This is a genomic window from Streptomyces sp. V3I8 (assembly GCF_030817535.1).
GTDB lineage: Bacteria > Actinomycetota > Actinomycetes > Streptomycetales > Streptomycetaceae > Streptomyces.
Map to the genome: position 1 here is coordinate 8,475,611 of NZ_JAUSZL010000002.1, position 18,796 is coordinate 8,494,406.

Here is an 18,796-nt window from a genome sequence, read left to right on the forward strand (position 1 = left end):
AGGGATCGCGGGTGCGACAGACTCGGGTCATGAACGCAACGGATCCCAAGGCCGACCTCCGCTTCTACCAGCAGAACGCCCGCGACGCCCTGCTGTGGAAGCTGGAGGGGCTCTCGGAGTACGACGTCCGGCGCCCGCTGACACCGACCGGCACGAACCTCCTGGGCCTGGTGAAACACGCGGCCGGGGTGGAGCTGGGCTACCTCGGCGACACCTTCGGGCGGCCGTCCGGTGAGGAGTTGCCCTGGCTGGCGGACACCGCCGGCACCAACGCGGACATGTGGGCCACCGCCGACGAGTCCCGCGAGCAGATCGTCGGGCTCTACCGGCGGGCATGGGCGCACGCGGACGCCACGGTCGACGCGCTCGCGCTGGACACCGTCGGCACCGTGCCCTGGTGGCCGCGCAGCCGGAACGAGGTCACGCTGCACCACGCGGTCGTACGCGTCATCGCCGACACGCACCGGCACGCCGGCCACGCCGACATCCTCCGGGAACTCCTGGACGGTGCCGTCGGCATGAACGAGGGCAACGACGCCCTTCCGCCGGGCGACCCGCAGTGGTGGGAGAACTACCGGAACCGGCTCGAGCGCGCGGCGCGGGAGGCCGACGCGGGCACCTGACCGCCGCCCGAGCGGGGATCAGCCGGTGGGACCGCCGGCGTCCTGTCCCGGCACGGGCGTGTCCTCGCGCATGCCCCACCGGGACCCGTCGCGCCGCCGAGAAGCGCTTCCCGCGCTCCCCGAGCGCCGCGACGGCCGACTCCGCCCGCGGAAGGTCGCGGTCGGCGACGACCATGTGCTCCAGGAAGGAGCGCCGGGCCGCGATCCCGGTGATCGCGGTCCCGACGCCCCCTGCTCCGACCAAGAGGACCCGCACGCCGCAGCACTCCCTCGTCCCACCCGCCCGTTCGGTGGACCAGGACGACAGCAGCCGTACGGCCCGGACCGGTCCCTAGCGCGAGCCGCGCTCCGGTGTACCGGACGCCGAGACCGCGCCCCTGTCGAGCTCGACGGCCAATGGCGCCGCGACGAACATCGAGGAGTACGTGCCGACGACGATGCCGATGAGCAGGGCGAGCGCGAAGTCGGTCAGGGAGTCGCCGCCCAGCAGGGTCAGGGCGGCGAGGATGAACACGGCTCCCATACCGGTGTTGACGGTACGGGGGAGGGTCTGCAGGACCGCCGTGTTCACGAGCCGCGCGAACGGCGTCCCGCGGTCGCCGGCCGACAGCTCCCTGATCCGGTCGAAGACGACCACGGAGTCGTTGACCGAGTAGCCGATCACGGTCAGCAGTGCCGCGAGGAAGACACCGTCGACCGGTTTGCCGAGCCAGGCGAAGACACCGACGAGGATCAGGGCGTCGTGCGCCATCGCGGCGACCGCGGACACCCCGAAGGCCCAGCGGAAGCGCACCGCCAGGTACAGCAGCTGTGCGCCCAGGGCCGAGACCAGGGCGATGACCGCCCCGCGGCGTAGCTCGTCCCCGAGGCTCGGGCCGATGAGTTCGTCACGGACCTTCTCGGCACCGCCCGCGAGGCCGCCGACCGCCTCGTCCACCTTCGCCGCCCCGGCGTCGGACAGCTCGCCGGTGCGTACGGTGAGGTCGCCGTCGCCGGAGGTCTGCACGACCGCGCGGGGCAGCCCCGCGTCGGCGAGGGCGTCCCGGGCCCGGTCGGCGTCGACCGGGGCGGAGGCGGCGTACTCCAGGAGCCGCCCGCCGGTGAACTCCACACCGAAGTCCAGCCCCCGGACCGCGATGCCCGAGCCGGCGAGGACGAGGGCGACGGCCGATGCGGCCAGCCAGGTGCGCCCCCGCCGCATCAGGTCGGGATCGCGGCGGGTGAGCCGGTCGCGGACCTTCCCGGTCTCCGCGATGCCGGTGAGGTGGGGACGGCGTCGCACGGAGCGGCGCGCGACCGCGTGGTCGGCGAGGACACGGGTGATGACCAGGGCGCTGAACATGGAGGCCAGCACACCGATGCCCAGGGTGACACCGAAGCCCTTGACGGGCCCGGACGCGAGGAGGAAGAGCAGACCGGCGGCGATGAGGGTGGTGATGTTGGAGTCGGCGACGGCGCTGAAGGCGTTGCGGAACCCGGCGGTGAGGGCGGGACGCAGTCCCTTCCCGCGGGCCGCGTACTCCTCCCGGGCCCGTTCGAAGACGAGCACGTTGGCGTCGACGGCCATACCGATGGCCAGGACGAACCCCGCGAGTCCCGGCAGGGTGAGGGTGGCGCCGAGCGCGGCCAGGGCCGCGTAGGAGACGACTCCGTAACAGACCAGGGCCACGGCGGCCAGGGCACCGAGGAGCCGGTAGACCGCGATGATGAACAGCGCGGTCAGCGCGGTGCCGATGACGGCGGCCCGGGCGCTGGCCTCGATGGCCGCGGCGCCCAGGGTCGGACCGACGGTGCGCTGTTCCACGGTCTCGACCGGCACCGGCAGGGCGCCGCCGTTGACGAGCAGGCCCAGCTCGCGCGCTTCCTCCCGGCCGAAGGAGCCGGTGATCTGGGTGGAGCCGCCGGTGATGCCCGTACGGCAGGCGATGGACGTGTCGACCTGGGGCGAGGAGATGACCTTGTCGTCCAGGACGATGGCGACACGGCGGGCCGGATCACCGGCCGGACGGCACGCGGCCTCGCCGGTCAGCCGCGCCCAGGCGTCCTTGCCCGCCCCCTCGAACTCGACGCCGACGAACCAGCCGGCTCCGCCCTGCTGGTCGATACGCGCCTCGGCGCTGTCGACGTCGGCGCCGGTGAGCGCCGACGGGCCCAGGCGCACGGGGCGCCCGGACTCGTCGTCGAGGACGCGCTCGCCCGGCCGCACGGACCGCGACCCGGGCGCTGTCCCCTCGGTGTCGGCCGCGCCGAGCACGGGGTGGAAGGTGAGCTGCGCGGTACGGCCGAGGACGCCGGCGGCCTCACGCGGGTCCTGGACGCCGGGCAGTTCGACGACGATCCGGTTGTCCCCGGAACGCGCGAGGGAGGGCTCGGCGACGCCGAGCGCGTCGATGCGGTGGCGCAGTACCTCCAGTGTGCGGTCGGTGGCCTCGGAGTCGGCCTCGACCGTGGGTGAATCGCGGGTTTCCAGGACGATCTGGGTGCCGCCGCGCAGATCGAGTCCCAGGCGGACCGGTACGGTTGCGGTGATGTGGAGCGACAGGGCGAGTACGGCCAGGGCGAGAAACGCCCGCACGCGAAGGGCGCGCGTCAAGGGTGCCTCCAACAGGCATACCGCGGCCGTGTGATGCGGCCGCGGTGGGGATCGACTGGGTGACGTCAGATACCGGTCGGAGGCGGCGGGCCGCGCCCGCTGTGCCGCGCGCAGTGCTGGAGGGGGGCGAAGGCGCCGGGCGCGGCCGCCATGGGCGGCCCGGGCTCCGGCAGCGGGAGCACGAGGCCGGCCGGGACGGGCACCGCGCCGGGAGGCGGGACGTGCCACTCGCCAGGAGTGACGCGGCCCGCGCGGGGCGGCTGCCCGCAGGCCGTGGCGCAGGTGTCGTCGACGCCGTTGCGGATGCCGGTGGCGGCGGTGCCGGACCCATGGTGCGCGGCGGTCGCGGCCGGAGCCGGAGAGCCGGACGGAGCCGCGAACGGGGCGCCCTGCAGGCCGAGTACGCCGAGAAGGGTGAACAGCGCCGCCAGCACCATGCCGGTGACGGGTGCGTTCTTCCGACCGGTGGTGCGACCGGTGAGGTGACCGGGTGTGCGATTGACGGGGCGACCGGTGGTGGGGACGCGGGAGGAGGAGGGGGCGGGACGGGGCGGTCGGGCCATGTGCTGCCGCCTCCTCACCGCATGGTCGTCGGGTCCGCCCGGGGGCGGACCGGAGCGTGCCGGGGCGGGCCGCCGAGCGGCGGCCCTCAGGACAACGTGCGAGGGACACCGAAGGTTCGCGCGTCCCGCGGTACGAGGAGGAGGGCGGGGCGGGAACGCGGGCGCGCAGGGGTGGCGGAGCCTCTTGTGGCCCGTGCCGTCAACGATCACGATGCAGGGGCGGCCGCGGCTGTCCCGGCACGGCACGCAATGGCACCCACAGGAGTTCTCGTGACGTACGACATCAGCGCCCTCCGCGCCCAGTTCCCGGCGCTGGACGCCGGCATCGCCCACTTCGACGGCCCCGGCGGTACGCAGACCCCGCAGCCCGTCGTCCGGGCGATCGCCGACGCGATGGCCCGGCCCCTGTCCATCCGGGGCCGGCTGACACCCGGGGAGCGCAACGCCGAGGCCATCGTCACCGGAACCCGCCAGGCACTGGCCGACCTTCTGGGGGCGCAGCCTGCCGGGATCGTCTTCGGCCGCAGCGCCACCCAGCTCACCTACGACTTCGCCCGTACCCTCGCCAGGACCTGGGCGCCCGGCGACGAAGTCGTCGTCACCCGCCTCGACCACGACGCCAACATCCGCCCCTGGGTCCAGGCCGCCGCCCAGGCCGGTGCCACCGTGCGCTGGGCCGACTTCGACCCCGCCACCGGAGAACTGACCGCCGACGACATCCGCGCCGTACTGTCCGCGCGCACCCGGCTGGTGGCCGTCACCGCCGCCTCCAACCTGATCGGCACCCTGCCCCCGATCGCCGGGATCTCCGCCCTCGCGCACGACGCGGGGGCGCTCACCTACGTCGACGGCGTGCACTACGCCGCCCACACGACGGTGGACCTGGAGCGGCTCGGCGCGGACTTCTTCGTCTGCTCCCCGTACAAGTTCTTCGGCCCGCACCACGGTGTCCTCGCCGCCCGGCCGGAACTGCTCGAGACGCTGTGGCCGGACAAGCTCCTGCCCTCCACCGACGCCGTCCCGGAACGCTTCGAACTGGGCACACTGCCCTACGAGTTCCTCGCCGGTACGGAGGCGGCGGTCGACTTCCTCGCCGGACTCGGCGCCGGTGCCGACACCGGTCCCGGCACGGACGGCGCAGGAACGCGACGGCAGCGGCTCACCATGGCGTTCACGGCGCTCGAAGCACACGAACAGACCCTGCGGGCGCAGCTCGACAAGGGCCTGTCCGCGCTACCCGGAGTCCGGGTCCACTCCAAGGCGGCCCACCGCACCCCCACCCTGCTGCTCACCTTCGAGGGCCGCCCGGCGGCGGAGGCGTACCCCTTCCTCGCGGAGCGCGGTGTGCACGCGCCGGCGGGCTCCTTCTACGCGATCGAGGCCTCCCGCCGGATCGGCCTCGGCGACACGGGCGGCCTCCGCGTCGGCCTCGCCCCCTACAACAACGCCGAGGACGTCGAACGGCTGCTGGCGGGACTCGCCGAGTTCCTGGCGCCCTGAGAAGAGGCCGTTGAGGCCGTTGCCGCCGAAGCCGTACCCGTACCCGCATCCGCGCCCCACGCCGCCGCGCACAGCGCCCGGTCCACCTCCTGCGCGTAGTGCGCCGCCGCGAGCCAGGCGCGGGCGAAACGGTTGACGTCGGCGGCGACGAGGCGGCCGAAGACGTCGCGGGAGCGGTCCGCGGCAGCCGCGTGGAGCTCGTCGAGGAGGTCCCCGGCGCAGGCGAGCCCGTGACGGCGCAGGCGCCGGCCGTCGGCGGCGCCGTCGCCGGGGAGGGCGAGGACGCGCCGGCCCGCCGCGGCCGCCTGGTGGACGCGGCGGCGCAGGAGGTGCAGCGGCGCCTCGTCCGCGGCGGGCGGGGGGCCGGCGGGCGGCAGCGCGGGAGCGGGCAGGTCCGCGTGCTGGAGGCGGTCGAGTCCCAGGTCGACGTGGGCCCCGGGATCGAGCGGGTGGCCCGCGGCGAGCAGCAGCGCCCGCGGTACCGGAGCCGGGTCGAGCCGGGCGACGACACGCAGCCGGGTGCCCGGTGCGGCGGCGAGCAGGCGGAAGTTGTCGCGGTGGGGCAGCGCGGGGTGGTCGTGGGCCGCGACGAGCCGCAGTGACAGGCCGCCGCAGTCGGCCAGCAGGCAGTCGCCCGCCGCCTCGCGGACCGTGCCGGTGAGGGTGACGTCCAGGAACAGGAGGCCGTTCCCGCCGTCCAGGGCCCGTACCACCTGTTCGGCGGGGGACGGCGCCCACAGCCGGTCCAGAGGCGCCTCGTTCCAGGCGGCGCCCGACGCGCGCACGGCCCGCACCCCCGCGCCCGCACCCAGCCGGCCCGTCGGGGAGACGGTTGCGCCGGACACCGCGAGCCCGGCCCGCGACAGCTCGCGGTGGGTGAGCGTCGTGTCCCCGACGCGTACGGCCCGGTCGGCGGCGCCCACCGCCCGGCCGGGGCCACCGGGGGCGACATCCGGGACCGTGTGGAGACGGCCGTCGGCGTCGGCGGTCCAGGTGACCGCTCCCGCGTACCCGGTGGCCGTGAGGACGGACTCGGAGAAGAGCCCGTACAGCCGCAGGGACCCGTCCGGGACGTACGGCTGCCGTGCGGTGCCACGCAGCGCGGCGAGTTCGGGTCCGGTGGCGGCGGGCAGGCGGTGCGCCGTCCCCAGGGCCTCGCGCAGGGCGGCGGTGAGATCCGTGAGGCGGTACGCCGGATCGGCGCCGCGTGCCGCACGCAGTTGGGTCACGACGGAGACCGCGGAGGCGGCGATCCTGGGCAGCCCGCTGATCCGCGCGGTGTGCGCGGCGCGCAGCAACTCCGCCTGCAGCACGGCGCCGGACCCGTCCGTCCCGGCTTCGAGCACGGCGGCCGCGGCGTCGTACGCGGCTCGTGCGGCGGCGAGCTGGTCGGGCGTGGCGGTGTCGGGTCCGGCCGGGACGGAACCCTGACCGCCGGAGTCGGAACCCTGACGGCCGGAGCCGGAGCCGGAGCCGGAGCCGGAGCCGGAGCCGGACTTGGGCCGGGGCCTGGACGCGGTGTCTGCGTTCGCCGCGTCCGCAGCCGCAGCCGCAGCCGCATCCGCAGCCGTGTCCATGCCCGCGTCCGCGTCCGCGATCGGGGCGGCAGAGGCCGCCGCCGCGCGGTGCAGGCAGTCCGGTGCCAGCAGACAGCCGCAGCGGATCGCGTCCGCGCTGGTCACGGCCCCACCGGGGGCGTGCAGTTCGAGCGTGGTGTCGTCGTCGACGGCGATGCGTACGGTGTCGCCGTCGCGGATGCGCGGGCGGTCCGCGAGCTTGCCGATACCGGCGTCCAGCCGCTTGCGCAGCCGGGGGGAGAGCCCCGCCACGAGTTGGGCGGTGACGGACGGAGCGACCGGAGGCAGGTCGAGGCTCATGAGACTTTCTCTCCTACCCAGCGGGCGAGTTCGAGAGGGCTGAGGGCGGCGACGGGCATGCCCGCGGCGACGAGTTGTCCGGCGACGCCGGTCGAGTACCGGGGGCGGCCGGTGTCGTCCAGGCTCGCGCAGCCGAGCACGTGGCAGCCCGCCCCGACAAGGCCGCGGACCTCGGCGAGCAGGCCACCGATGGGGTAGCCCTCCTCGAAGTCGCTGACGACCACGACGAGGGTGCGGGACGGCACGGTGACGAGCTCACGGGCGTGCCGCAGTCCCGCGGCGATGTGGGTGCCGCCGCCCACACTGACCTCGAGCAGCAGCGACAACGGGTCGTCGACATGACCGCTGAGGTCGATGACCTCCGTGGAGAAGGCCAGGAAGTGCGTGGACAGGGTCGGGACCCCGGCGAGGACCGAGGCCGTCAGGGCGGCCCAGACCGTGGAGGCCTCCATGGAGCCCGACACGTCGGTGACCAGGATCAGCCGCCAGTCCGCGGCGCGTCTGGCGCGCGAACGGAAGACGGGGTGCTCCGGAATCACCTGGACGGTGCCGTCCGGGCCGCGGCGCGCGGTCGCGAGGTTGGCGCGCAGCGTGCGGTTCAGGTCGAGACCGCCGCCGGGGCGCCGGCTCGGGCGCGGCAGGGTCGTGCCGTGCAGCGCGGGACGCAGGCGCGTGGCCAGTTCCCGGGTCAGCGCCTCGACCAGTCGGCGGACCAGCGGACGCAGGGCGGCGAGCCGTGCCTCGGGCAGCCCTCCCGCGTGCCGGAGCACCGTGCGCAGCAGGTCGACGGAGGGCCGCACGCTGTCCGGGTCCAGCTCGGCGAGCACGTCCTTGCGGCCCGCCGAGGCGGCTGCCGCCAGTACCTCCTCCCGGACACCGGGCCCGAACAGGGCGGCCAGTTCCTCGGACCATTCACGCACCCCGGGGTACGGAGCCTCACGGCCGCCGCCCGTACCGCGCGGGCCCCGCCCGGCCAGGTCGCCCCTGCTGCCCTCGCCGCGTCCACTGCCGTACAGCTCGTCCAGCGCGGTCGCCAACGCCGCTGCCCGGCCGGGCAGTCGGTCCGTACGACGGCCGAGGACGAGCCGCCAGCGGTCGGCGGGCGCGAGGACGTGCTCCTCGGGGATCCGCGCGGCGGCGGTTTCGCGCGCGGTCTCCTCCGCGGGCGCGGGGCCGCCCTCCTGCGGCGGAGGCAGCAGGCCCAGCGTGCGCAGGGCGGCCCGGGCCGCGAGGTCGGCGCCGGTCCAGGTGGCGAGCGCGGCGGGATCGACGCCGCCGGTGTCGCTCAGGCGTGTGGTGGCGAGGCGCTCCTCGACGGTGTCGAGGAGCCGGTCGCGGGCCGCGGGACTGAGGGCGTCGAAACCGCCCCGGAGCGCGGGCAGCCGTTCGAGCAGGTGCCGGTCGGGCATCTCGGCCACGCGGTTGAGCAACGGCTCCAGAGCGGGAGCCGCCGCCTCCAGCAACGGGCCCGCGGCGGTCAGCACTCCCGCGAGACGACCGGTGAGGGCGGACCTGGCCTCGGGGGTGACGGCTGCGTCGACCCACGACGCGATGCGGTCGCCCAGCGCGCGAGGGTCTTCGTGGCCGAGGAGTACGCGTACGGCTCCGGCGGCGCCGCGCATCAGCGGGGAGCCGTCGGCGGCCAGCCGGGCGAGTGCGCCGGCGAGCCGTATGCCGCCCAAGGGGTCGGCCCGGTGGGCGAGTTCGAGCAGGGCGTGCGCGTCGTCGCGGTCCTCGGAACCCGTGAGCCCGTCCACCTGCCGCACCGCCGCGGCGGTCAACAGCTCGGCCACGGCGGTCACCGTGGAGGTACGTCCCCCACCCCCGTCCCCGTTGTCGGCCTTGTCGGCTCTGTCGGCTCCGTCGGCGTCGTCGGCGTCGAGGCCTGGTACGTGGCCCGCCCGCAGCCGGTCCAGCAGGGCCAGTCCGGTGAGGAGTTCGGGCAGAGTGGCGGTCTGCGGCAGGACCTCGCGGACGTCGGCGAGGCGTTCGTCGGTGAGCGCGGGCAGGCCGCACTCGGCCGCCTGCCGGAGGCCGTGCAGGGTCTGCGCGGCCGTGGACCCGCCCTCGTCCCGCTCCACGCGCCGGCGTTCACGCAGCAGACCCTCGGCGGCCTGCGCGGGGGTGACTCCGCGGACACCGGCCGCGGTCAGCATGGCCGCCGTGGCGGGCGTCCAGCGCACCTCCCAGCGTGAGGTCAGGGCCTCGGTGCCGCCGGCGCCGACCACCTCCTCGGCCTGCGCGTACGGCACACCGCACACGGTCAGGCGCTGCAGCAGGAGCTCACGGCGCCGGTCCAGGCCGGAGCGCAGCGGATCCAGCCGCAGGTCCCGGGCGGCGGAGCCGGTGCTGTCGGGCCCGGGGAGCCGCAGCTCCGCCAGCTCGGCCTCCACCGCCGGAGCGAGTCCGCTGCGGGGCGCGCCGGGTGCCGGGCGGCCGCCACGCGCCCCCACGAGCACCCGTTCCATCGCCCGTGCGACGGCCCGGCCGCGCCCGTACGGCTCACCCTGCGCGAGGACGGTCTGCACCGCCTCCACCAGTTCGCCCCGGCCGGCCGCGGGCAGTCCGCGCAACCTGGCGAGGTCTCCCGCGAGCCGGCTGATCTCCCGGGCGTCGGGAGGACCCGAGGGGTGGCCCTGGGCGCGCAGTTCGGCGCAGATCCGCACGGCCGCCCGGGTCAGGGCCTCCTCCAGGGCCGCCGGGTCGCCCGCCGCGCGCAGGACCAGGTGCTGCCACTCCGGGTCCCGGATGCCCGCCGGATAGCCGGACCGCTCGTCGAGGAGCGGGTAGGTGTACGGGATGAGGGACGTCGTCCAGGCCGGGGCGCCGGTGTCCGCAGGCCCGGGGGCGGACAGCCGGGCCTGCGCACCGGCGTCCGAGGACGCCGCCGACACCGTGGACACCGTGGACGCCATGGACGCCGCGGATGCCGCCGGTGCCAGCGCCGGGGCGTGGAAGGCGCCGACGACCACGGCGGCGCGTTCACCGTTCGCGGTGGCGGTGGCGATCCGGGTCCGCATCCACTCCTCGCGCCGCAGGTCCAGCTCGGGCACACCGCCCGAGGCCGCCGCGTCCTCGCGCAGCGCCCAGCCCGTCAGGAGGGCGGCCCGCCGCAGCGCCTCGGGCGGTGAGCCGGGCGCGGCGGTCTCGACCAGACGGTCCCAGAGGTCGTCACCGGTACGCCCCGTGAGCCGGGTCCGCAGCGCGTCGGCGAGCCCGGCGGAGGACCGGTCCGCACCGGCACCGGCACCGGCACCGGTACCGGCACTGTCACCGGCGCCCGGGGCCGGGTCCCCGGGAGCGTGCCGTGCGGCGCCCCACGCCCGGTCCGCGAGCGGCAGGTCGCACGCGACGACCGGCACGTCGTGCCGGGCGGCCCAGCGCACGGCGGCGAGTTCGGGGGAGAAGTCGGCGAACGGGTAGAAGGCCGGACCCCGCCCGCCGCCCCCGTCGCGGGGGGCGGCGGCGAGGGCGACCGGGGCCCGCGTCTCCTCGTGGCCCAGCCAGGGCAGCCACTCCTGCATCTCGTCGGGGAGCTCGACGAGCAGCACGTCCGGCCGGGCCGCGGTCAGCAGCGCGGGCACGGCCGCGGCCAGGGACGGCGCGTGGTGCCGTACGCCGATGAGGTAGGGCGCCGCGGGGTCGGTCAGGGCCGCCACGGCTTCGTCGGGGGAGAGGGGCACGGTGGTCAGTCCTCCAGGACGGTGCGCAGGTCCCACAGGGTGCGCCAGGTGGCGGAACCCTGTTCGGCGCGGCGCCTGACAGGGCCGTCCCAGTAGCCGCGCAGCCGCGCCGCGTCCGCGGGGTCGTCCTTGCGGACCACGCCCAGCAGATGTCCCGGCAGCAGGCCGAGCACGTCACGGTCGCCGGGGAAGTAGGCGGCGGCGAGCCCCAGCGCGCCCGCCACGGACACCGCCTCCGCGGTGCTCATCACGGTGGAGGGCCGCTCGACCTCCCAGCCCTCCGCGGACCGGCCCTCCCGCAGGTCCCGGAAGGCGGTGACGAGGGCTTCCAGCACGGCGTCGTCGACCTGGAAGGCCGCTCCGGACCGCTCGACCGCGGCGCGGGCCTGACCGCGTACGAGCGCGGTCTCGGCGTCGAGGTCCGTGATGGGGCCGACGGTCTCGAAGTTGAACCGGCGCTTGAGGGCGGCCGACATCTCGGAGACCCCCTTGTCGCGGAGGTTGGCGGTCGCGATGAGGCAGAACCCGGGCGCCGCGTGGGCCAGCGCGTCCTCGCCGCCCGCCAGTTCCGGTACGGCGATGCGGCGCTCGGAGAGCAGCGACACCAGGGCGTCCTGGACCTCGGGCAGGCAGCGGGTGACCTCCTCCACCCGGGCGACGGCCCCGCGGGTCATGGCGGTCAGCACGGGCGAGGGCACGAGGGCCTGCCGGCTCGGTCCCTGGGCCAGCAGCAGGGCGTAGTTCCAGCCGTACTTCAGCTGGTCCTCCGTCGTGCCCGCGGTGCCCTGGACGACCAGACCGCTGGTGCCGCAGACGGCGGCGGACAGCAGCTCGGACAGCATGGACTTGGCGGTGCCGGGCTCGCCGACGAGCAGCAGCCCGCGCTCACCGGCGAGCGTGACGACGCACCGCTCGACCAGGGCGCGGTCACCGACGAACTTGCCCCCGACGACGAGGCGCCGCGGCACGCCCTCGGGCACCTCCGCGCCGTCGGGCAGCCGCAGGGCCCGCCCGTCACTGCCCATGACGAACGTGACGACGGCGCGCGGGGTGAGCCGCCACGCCGGAGGGCGCGGCCCGTCGTCGTACGCGGCGAGGAAGGCCAGCTCGGTGGCGTGCAGATCCTCGGGCGGGGTGATCTGGCGGCCCGCGGCGGGGGCCGGGGTGGTGGTGGTCATCGGTGGTCCGTCCGGTGGAATGGTGAGATCGCGGTGGGTGAGGTCGTCATCGGCGGCGGCCCTTGCGGGTGGCGCGGGTGGTGAGCTGCTCGTAGGCGGGCACGTCGGCCTCCTGGACGCGCTGCCAGGCGCGGGCGAACAGGTCGGGCAGCGGGAGGAGGGGCACGGCGCGCGTGTTCGCGCGGACCGGGTAGAGGCCTTCCTTCCAGGTCTCCACCGGCAGCGCGGGGGACTTGAGGTCGCGCCAGCCGCAGGGCAGGAAGAGGGTACGCCCGGCGCGCGGCCGCTTCGCCTCCACGACCAGGCCGGTGGCGGCCAGTTCGGTGCGGGCCTTCTTCAGCCGGGCGGGCTTCCAGCCGGTCCAGCGGGCGCAGTTGCGGTCCGTCGGATCGGGCAGGGCCAGCAACTGGAGATGGAGCGCCGCCGCGTCCGCGCTCAGCCCGTGGGCCCGGGCCACCTCCGCGACCAGCGCGGGAGCGACGACGGTCGGGTCCTGCGCGTACCCGGTGGGTGCCTCGGGGGAGAGACCGGCCGCCAGCGCGCGGGCGAGTTCGTCGCCGAGGACCGCGCGCAGTGCCCGGAGGCCGCTGTCGCGCTCCGGCCCCACCAGGCCCGCCAGCAGCCCGAGGACCGCGTCGTCCGGACCGGTGAGGACGGCGGGACGCAGCAGGACGGTCTCCCGGTCGCCGTACGAGGGCCGCAGTACGAGAGCCTCCCCGACGGGCGTCGAGCCCTGTGCGTCGGCGCCCCCGGTGGCCGGCAGGCCGTACGCCTTGCGCAGTTCGGCCGCCGTCGAGCCGCCCTTGTCCGTCCACTCGACGTCGAGGTCGAGCAGCAGTCCGGGGTCGGTGAGCCGGCGCCGCAGGGCGGCGAGGCCCTCGGGCAGGGACGCGCGCAGCGGGTGCCCGTACGGCAGGGCGTAGGCGAGCGAGGCCAGGGAGTCGACGGCACGGGTCAGGTCGTACCGTCCCGGCAGCGCCGCGGGGTCCGCCGCGACGAAAGCGCCGTCCTTGTCCGGCCGCTGGACCGTGGTGCGGCTGATCCAGGGGGTGAGCGCCGGGTTGAGCACGGCTTCGGCGGATCCGGCGGGCAGACCGGCGAGGTCGACCGCGAGGTCCTCGGGCAGGCGGACGAAGGAACCGAGCCGTTCGGCCCACACCCGTCCCGCGGCCGCGATGTCGGGCCCGGTCGTCCACAGGTCCGCGGGGTCCTCGGGCAGCAGGGCGGCCAGGAGCGCGCAGACGTCCTCCCGGCCGAGCGTCGACAGACGGCCGTTGCCCAGGGCCAGCTGCTGGGGCCTGAGCCCGATCGTGGTGCGCACCTCGGCGCCGGGGTTCTGCGGACGCGCGGCGAGCAGCACCGCGGCCTGGACGGGACCCAGTCCTTCGCGGGTCGCGGCGACGAACGCGGCGGGCGCCTCCGGCAGCCAGGGTGCGACGCCCTTGTCGCGCACCAGCCGGGCGAAGGCGGCGAGCCCGTGCTCGGGGAACGCGGCGGGCACCGCGGTCGCCTCCTCCAGCGTGAAGTGGGCGACGGCACCGAACGCGCCGGACGGGTCGTGGTCGAGGGCGAGCCAGCTGACCCGGTCGTACCCGGCACTCCGGCAGCCCAGGACGACCACGGTGCGGCCGTCGCGGCGCAGCACCTGGCCGACCCGCTGCCGCTGGGTGCGCCGGTTGTACGGCTGCTGCTGCCCGTCCTTGTCGTACGGCTCGCTCAGCAGGACCTCGCGCAGCCCGTGGCCGGGTGTGGCCAGAGGTCCTTCGGCGACCGCCTCGAACAGCAGGAGCAGTGCCTCGCGCTCGGCGTCGGTCACCACGGGCGCGGCGGCCCGGTAGGCCAGCGGCCGCAGGACGGTCAGGAGCGAGGTCCACACCGAACCCATGCCGGGGATCGTGCGCTCCTCGCTGCGCCATCCGTCGCGCAGGGCGCCTGTCCGTACGGGGTCGGGCAGGGGCTTGCCGTCGGCGGGCCGTCCGGACAGCACGTGGTTCACGGCCCGGATCTGGCGCAGCGTGGTCCACGCGTTGTCGCCTCCCCACCAGCCGCCCAGTTCGGCGATGCCGCCGGTGGCCGCGCGCAGGGTCCGGTCGTCGCCGTGCCGGGGGCGGTGGTCCGCGAACATCTCCTCGTCGCGCCGTGCTTCCGACGGCTTCCTCTCGGCCGGCGGAGCCACGAACGCGGCCGCCGAACCGGTGAGCTGGAGCGACGCGCGGACCAGGGCGGACACGCCGGTGAGCAGCCGCTCGTCGGTGAGGCCGGGCAGGGCCGCCGACACGGCACGCCGGACGAAGTGGTCCGCCGCCGGGACGACGGGCCCGCCGTCGGCGGCCTTCGCGTCGGAGCCCCCCGCCGCGACGATCAGTGCCTCGCGCTCGGCCAGCGCCGCGGCCGCGGCGGCCAGCACCTCGGCCGCCGTCCCGTCGGTGAGGGTACGCAGCACGGCGGACGCCCGCTCGTCCCGGGGACGCAGCGCGTGCCAGAAGGCGATCGGCGGCACGAGCCGGGTGCCGGCCGCGAACTCCCCGCCCCGCTGACCGGGCATCACATGGCCGACCTCACCGGTGGCCGAGAGGTCGTCGGCGGCCAGCAGCGAGACGCGCTGGTGGCGTTGTACCGCGACGGGCTCGGCGCCTCCGGGCAGTCGCAGCGCACCGAGGGGGGTGGCGAAGCCCCGGTCGCCGTCCGGGCGCAGGGTGACGGTCCGGCCGTCCGGTGTGCCCGCGGTCGTCCTGGCGTCGGCTCCCGTGCCCTGCGAGCGCACCCAGCGGCCGAGCACCGTGCCGTCGGTGCCGAACGGGCTGTGTTCCAGGCCGGGTTGCAGCGGCAGGACCTCACACCTGTGCTGCAGCAGCGTGGCGTCCTCGCGGATGCCCGACCGCAGGAAGGCGGGCAGGGACGCACGGCCGTGGGTCCCGGTGGCCGGGTCGTACTCCAGCCAGACCTGCTGACGGCCCTGCCGGCCCTGGCGCCAGCAGGTCGTGCCGTCACCGATGACGGGACGGCCCGCCGGCAGCACGGTGTCGCCGGCGTGCAGTGTGCGCCCGCCGGTGGCACGGCCGCCGCCGGACAGCGGAACGGAGGGGGCACCGGCGTCGTTGCCGTACCAGCGCGGCAGCTGCTCGCCGCCGAGGGTGAACACCTCGGACGGCCGCGCCGACCAGTAGCCGTACTGCGTGCTGTCCTGGCGCCACATCACGAGCAGTTCGCCGTCGGTGTGGCGGAACTGCGGCTGCGTCCAGCGGTCCAGCTCGACGGGCAGGCGCAGGTCGTGCTCGAGGAGCACCTCGTCCGGGCCGACGACGACGACCTTGTGCCCGCGGGAGAGGATCAGCGCGGGCCAGGCCTCGGTCAGGCGGAGCTCGTCGTCGGGCTTGCGGGCGGTGTCGCCGTCCAGGATCCGCAGCCCCTCGTCGAGGGCGGGCCAGCCCAGCTCGTCCAGGATGCCGGCCCGCAGCGTGCGGCCCAGCAGCGGCGCGACCCGGTGCTCCGCGACGCGTGCGACCGCCCGCGGACCGACCCGGGCGGCGACCGGCCGGAAGGGGCGCAGGCGCTGGAGCGCCGCGCGGGCGCCGGGCAGGCCCGTCGCCGCGTCCAGCGTCCCGGCCACGTCGTCCAGCCACTCGCGCAGCACGTCGTTCAGCACGGGATGCGCGGCGATGCTCTCCAGCAGGCCGGAGGAGAGGGTCCGGTCACCGCTCAGCGCACCCATGGCCCGGAGCAGCAGGCTCCGGTACCGCGGATCCGCGGCGGTGGCGGACAGGTCGCGCCCACCGGGCCGGCGCTCACCGAACCAGCGGTCCAGGGGCAGCTGGACCGGCTGGTCGGTGTCGGGCAGCACCAGGGGAATGCCCTGCGCCACGCACAGGTCCAGCAGGTCGAGGTCGGCGCCGGCGCGCCAGCGCCCGGTGAAGAGGTCCACGGGCCGGCCGTCGGCACGCAGCCGGGGCCCCATCCGTTCGACGAGCCGCAGGGTGAGCGGGGAGCGTCCGCAGACCACGGCGCCGTGCTTGCGGTGGGCGGCCCAGCGGGTGAGCCAGTCCGCGGCGTCGACGCCGGCGGTCCCGCCGTCGCCGCCGGGGCCGGTGTCCTCGCCGGTGAGGAGGCGGTCGGCGCCGGCCTCCGAGAGGAGCGTCAGCCAGAACTCGTCGTTCTTCCCGTCGCGGCCCAGACCGGTCGGCATGATCTCCAGCAGCCGGGTCCGCACGGCCGGCCGCCGCTCGCCCAGGACGGAGAGCGTGGCCCGGTAGGCAGTCCAGAAGGAGGCGGGCGCCCGTACCGCGGCCGGCGAGGCGACCAGCTCGGCCACGAACGCGCACTCCTCGGTGACCCGGTCCAGCCCGGCGGCTTTGATCAGGCCGCGGGCGTCCTGCGGCAGCGACGCGTACGGCGGCATACCGGCCGCGCACCGCTCCACGCACAACTGCCGGAACTGTGCCCACGCCGCGGCGGGGTCGAGTCGCTGGGACAGGCCCCTCACGTGTTCCTTGAGCGCCTTGACCGTCAGCGCCCCGGCGAAGGCGAACTCCAGGAACACGGCGCGCTGCCGCTCCTCGTCGACGGCCAGCGCGTGGACCCGCTCGGCCTCACGGGCCTTGCCGAAGAAGGTGGCGGCGTACGTCGTGTTCTCGGACCGGAGGAAGACCCGCGCGGCCTGCTCGTAGAAGGTGGGCAGGAAGTGCGGCACGGCCCGGCCGAGCCGCTCGCCGAGCGCTTCGAAGCCCTCCTTGGCGGTGCCGGGGCGGGACTTGGCCTGGCGCGCGAGCCGCTCGACGTCCTTGACCAGCGCCAGCGCGTGGTGCCCGTTGGCAGGGTCGTTGACCAGCGCCCAGGCGGGGAAACCGAGGGTCTCCCGGCGCACCTGCCCGACCTCGGGGGTCTGCGGTTCGCGGACCAGGCCGAGGAACTCCAGGGCCAGGTCCTCGGCCTCGCCCAGGGTGCCCGGCACGAGCCGGACGGCGAGCCGGCCGTCCAGCGCCGGATGCGTGTAGGTCCGTACGGTGAGCGTGTCGGCGTCCTCGCCGGTGGTGGTGCCCACGGGCAGGACGGCGCCGGCTTCGAGCAGCGCGGCCGTGGTGGGGTGTGCGTACGTCGTCATGCCGCCTGCTCCTCGTCCTCGATGTCACGCCCGGCGAACAGGGAAGCCGCCATGCGCATGCCCTCCGACCAGGCCACGGGCCCCACCTGACCGAGCGTCAGGACCCGGCCCGCGCCGTCGGTCCACATGAGGGGACCCGTCTCGGTCTCCTCGTAGCCCTCGTGGTCGCCGATCCAGACCCGGGCCTCGATGCCGCGCGAGTCCTCCCGCACGGGACAGACGGCGTTGCCGCCGCGCACGCGGTAGCCGAGCTGGGTGGCGCGGCCCTGCAGGAAGCGCAGTTGCCTGAACGCGCCGCCCGCGTGGTCCTCCACGGAGGTGGCCTCCGCGTCGACGGCGGCGGGGCGCCGCCACACCTCGCGGAAGAGCTGCTGGGCCCGCTGTCCGACGCCGAGCTCGACGGCGAACTCCCGCAGTTCCTCCAGGTCGTCGAGGAGGACGGGGTGCGGAAGGCGGACGAGCTCGGGGGTGATGCGCACACTGTCCCCGTCGAGGTCGACCAGACCGAGTCCGCGGTCGAGGTCGGCGTCCCGGAGGAATCCGGCCACCTCGTCGTCCGGACCGGTGACGACGAGGTCGCGCAGGGCGCTCTGCCAGGCGGGATCCGGCCACACCCGGGCGAGGACGGCGAAGGGCACCGGGAGCGAGCGCACCATCCACTTCTCGACGTCGGCGAGACACTGGCGCTCGTGCCGTTCCAGCCACTCGGCGAGCTGCCGCAGTCCGACGACCGCCGGATCGTCCGCGAGTTTGGCGGGCACGGACTTCAACCGCCGCCCCGCGGCGTTGCGGCACACCACTTTCCCGCCGTCGAGACCGACCTCGTAATCACCGGCCGTGACCCACCCCATGAGTGCCTCCCCGCACTTCGTTGATCAAGTGACGGGAACTCTAGGGGAGGCCACTGACAACGCCTGGATCGAGCCCACCAGGCACGGGAAGGCAGGGCGGACCGGGCCGCCGGCGGTGCGCTCAGCCGGTGAGGCGCAGCCCGGCGACGAGAATCCCCACCAGCCGGCGCGCGTCGTAGGGGATGTTCCTGCCCGCGCCCGCGCAGAGGCCACCGACGCCGCGCATGAGTTCGTACGCGTCCATGCCGGGCCGGATCAGCCCCGCACCGGCCGCCGCGGTCAGCAACTCGTCGCACACGGGCACGAGTCGCTCCAGGAAGTAGGAGTGCAGGGGATCGAAGCAGGGGTCGTCGGACTGCAGCACGGAAGCCAGTCCCTGCTTGGTGACCACGAAATCGACGAAGAGGTCGATCCACCGCCCGAGTGCGGTGTACGGGTCGTCGCAGGTCGCCAGCAAGGAGGGGCCGGCCTCGGCCAGGGCCTCCACCTGGTGGCGGTAGACGGCGACGATGAGGTCCGCGCGCGTGGGGAAGTGGCGGTAGATCGTGGCCGTCCCGACGCCGGCCTCGGCGGCGATGTCGCGGATCGGCGCCTCCACGCCGGACGCGACGAAGACCGCGGCGGCCGATTCGAGCAGAACCTCCTTGTTGCGCCGGGCGTCGGCTCTCCTGGGCCGGGGCCCGGCGCCCGCGTCCTGTCCGTCGTCGCTCACCGCGTAGTCCCTCACCGCCGGCGTCCACTACCGGCTTTACTAAACGGGACAGTGTCCCGTATCGTCCGACAGGTATTCGGGACGGTGTCCCGTTTCTTCATGATGGCAGAGCGGGAGG

General features: G+C 75.6%; 10 protein-coding genes and 1 pseudogene. 2 read left to right on the forward strand and 9 right to left on the reverse strand.

Annotated features, from left to right (window positions below):
• Window positions 1-29: 29 nt before the first annotated feature.
• Window positions 30-623 (forward strand): DinB family protein, encoded by a 594-nt coding sequence (locus QFZ75_RS37395; protein WP_307543869.1) that lies wholly within the window; start codon window positions 30-32, stop codon window positions 621-623.
• An 88-nt stretch (window positions 624-711) separates the two neighbouring features.
• On the opposite strand, the pseudogene QFZ75_RS37400 reads toward QFZ75_RS37395, so the two are convergent.
• The 3 genes and pseudogenes from QFZ75_RS37400 to QFZ75_RS37410 all read right to left on the reverse strand — a co-directional run.
• Window positions 712-879, reverse strand: a pseudogene (locus QFZ75_RS37400) (saccharopine dehydrogenase NADP-binding domain-containing protein); the annotation flags it as partial.
• A 75-nt stretch (window positions 880-954) separates the two neighbouring features.
• Complete coding sequence (gene secD / locus QFZ75_RS37405) at window positions 955-3,216, reverse strand: protein translocase subunit SecD (RefSeq protein ID WP_307543870.1); 2,262 nt, start codon at window positions 3,214-3,216, stop codon at window positions 955-957.
• A gap of 65 nt (window positions 3,217-3,281) precedes the next feature.
• On the reverse strand, window positions 3,282-3,779 hold the full coding sequence (locus QFZ75_RS37410; RefSeq protein WP_307543871.1) for a hypothetical protein: 498 nt from the start codon (window positions 3,777-3,779) through the stop codon (window positions 3,282-3,284).
• 270 nt (window positions 3,780-4,049) lie between these two features.
• Here QFZ75_RS37410 and QFZ75_RS37415 point away from each other — a divergent pair, with 270 nt between their 5' ends.
• On the forward strand, window positions 4,050-5,279 hold the full coding sequence (locus QFZ75_RS37415; protein ID WP_307543872.1) for a cysteine desulfurase-like protein: 1,230 nt from the start codon (window positions 4,050-4,052) through the stop codon (window positions 5,277-5,279).
• Here the strand turns inward: QFZ75_RS37415 and QFZ75_RS37420 are convergent.
• From QFZ75_RS37420 to QFZ75_RS37445, 6 genes are all read right to left on the reverse strand, one after another.
• Window positions 5,216-7,156: a hypothetical protein gene (locus tag QFZ75_RS37420; RefSeq protein ID WP_307543873.1), complete on the reverse strand. Its 1,941-nt coding sequence runs from the start codon at window positions 7,154-7,156 to the stop codon at window positions 5,216-5,218. The genes QFZ75_RS37415 and QFZ75_RS37420 overlap by 64 nt on opposite strands.
• Window positions 7,153-10,839: a DUF5682 family protein gene (locus QFZ75_RS37425; protein ID WP_307543874.1), complete on the reverse strand. Its 3,687-nt coding sequence runs from the start codon at window positions 10,837-10,839 to the stop codon at window positions 7,153-7,155. The genes QFZ75_RS37420 and QFZ75_RS37425 overlap by 4 nt, the downstream gene beginning before the upstream one ends.
• Before the next feature lie 5 nt (window positions 10,840-10,844).
• Window positions 10,845-12,017: an AAA family ATPase gene (locus QFZ75_RS37430; protein WP_307543875.1), complete on the reverse strand. Its 1,173-nt coding sequence runs from the start codon at window positions 12,015-12,017 to the stop codon at window positions 10,845-10,847.
• Between the two features lie 46 nt (window positions 12,018-12,063).
• Entirely contained in the window at window positions 12,064-17,115 is a 5,052-nt protein-coding gene (locus tag QFZ75_RS37435) for a hypothetical protein (RefSeq protein WP_307543876.1), read from the reverse strand.
• Entirely contained in the window at window positions 17,112-17,966 is an 855-nt protein-coding gene (locus QFZ75_RS37440; RefSeq protein WP_307543877.1) for a DUF4132 domain-containing protein, read from the reverse strand. The genes QFZ75_RS37435 and QFZ75_RS37440 overlap by 4 nt, the downstream gene beginning before the upstream one ends.
• A 121-nt stretch (window positions 17,967-18,087) precedes the next feature.
• A complete protein-coding gene (locus QFZ75_RS37445) occupies window positions 18,088-18,678 on the reverse strand; it encodes a TetR/AcrR family transcriptional regulator (RefSeq protein WP_307543878.1) in 591 nt (196 codons plus the stop codon).
• Window positions 18,679-18,796: the final 118 nt, after the last annotated feature.

Bases quoted from the DNA above. Each gene is read 5' to 3' on its own strand.
- QFZ75_RS37395 (WP_307543869.1), top strand. From the start codon at position 30: ATGAACGCAACGGATCCCAAGGCCGACCTCCGCTTCTACCAGCAGAAC.
- QFZ75_RS37440 (WP_307543877.1), bottom strand. From the start codon at position 17,966: ATGGGGTGGGTCACGGCCGGTGATTACGAGGTCGGTCTCGACGGCGGG.
- QFZ75_RS37410 (WP_307543871.1), bottom strand. From the start codon at position 3,779: ATGGCCCGACCGCCCCGTCCCGCCCCCTCCTCCTCCCGCGTCCCCACC.
- QFZ75_RS37430 (WP_307543875.1), bottom strand. From the start codon at position 12,017: ATGACCACCACCACCCCGGCCCCCGCCGCGGGCCGCCAGATCACCCCG.
- QFZ75_RS37420 (WP_307543873.1), bottom strand. From the start codon at position 7,156: ATGAGCCTCGACCTGCCTCCGGTCGCTCCGTCCGTCACCGCCCAACTC.
- QFZ75_RS37435 (WP_307543876.1), bottom strand. From the start codon at position 17,115: ATGACGACGTACGCACACCCCACCACGGCCGCGCTGCTCGAAGCCGGC.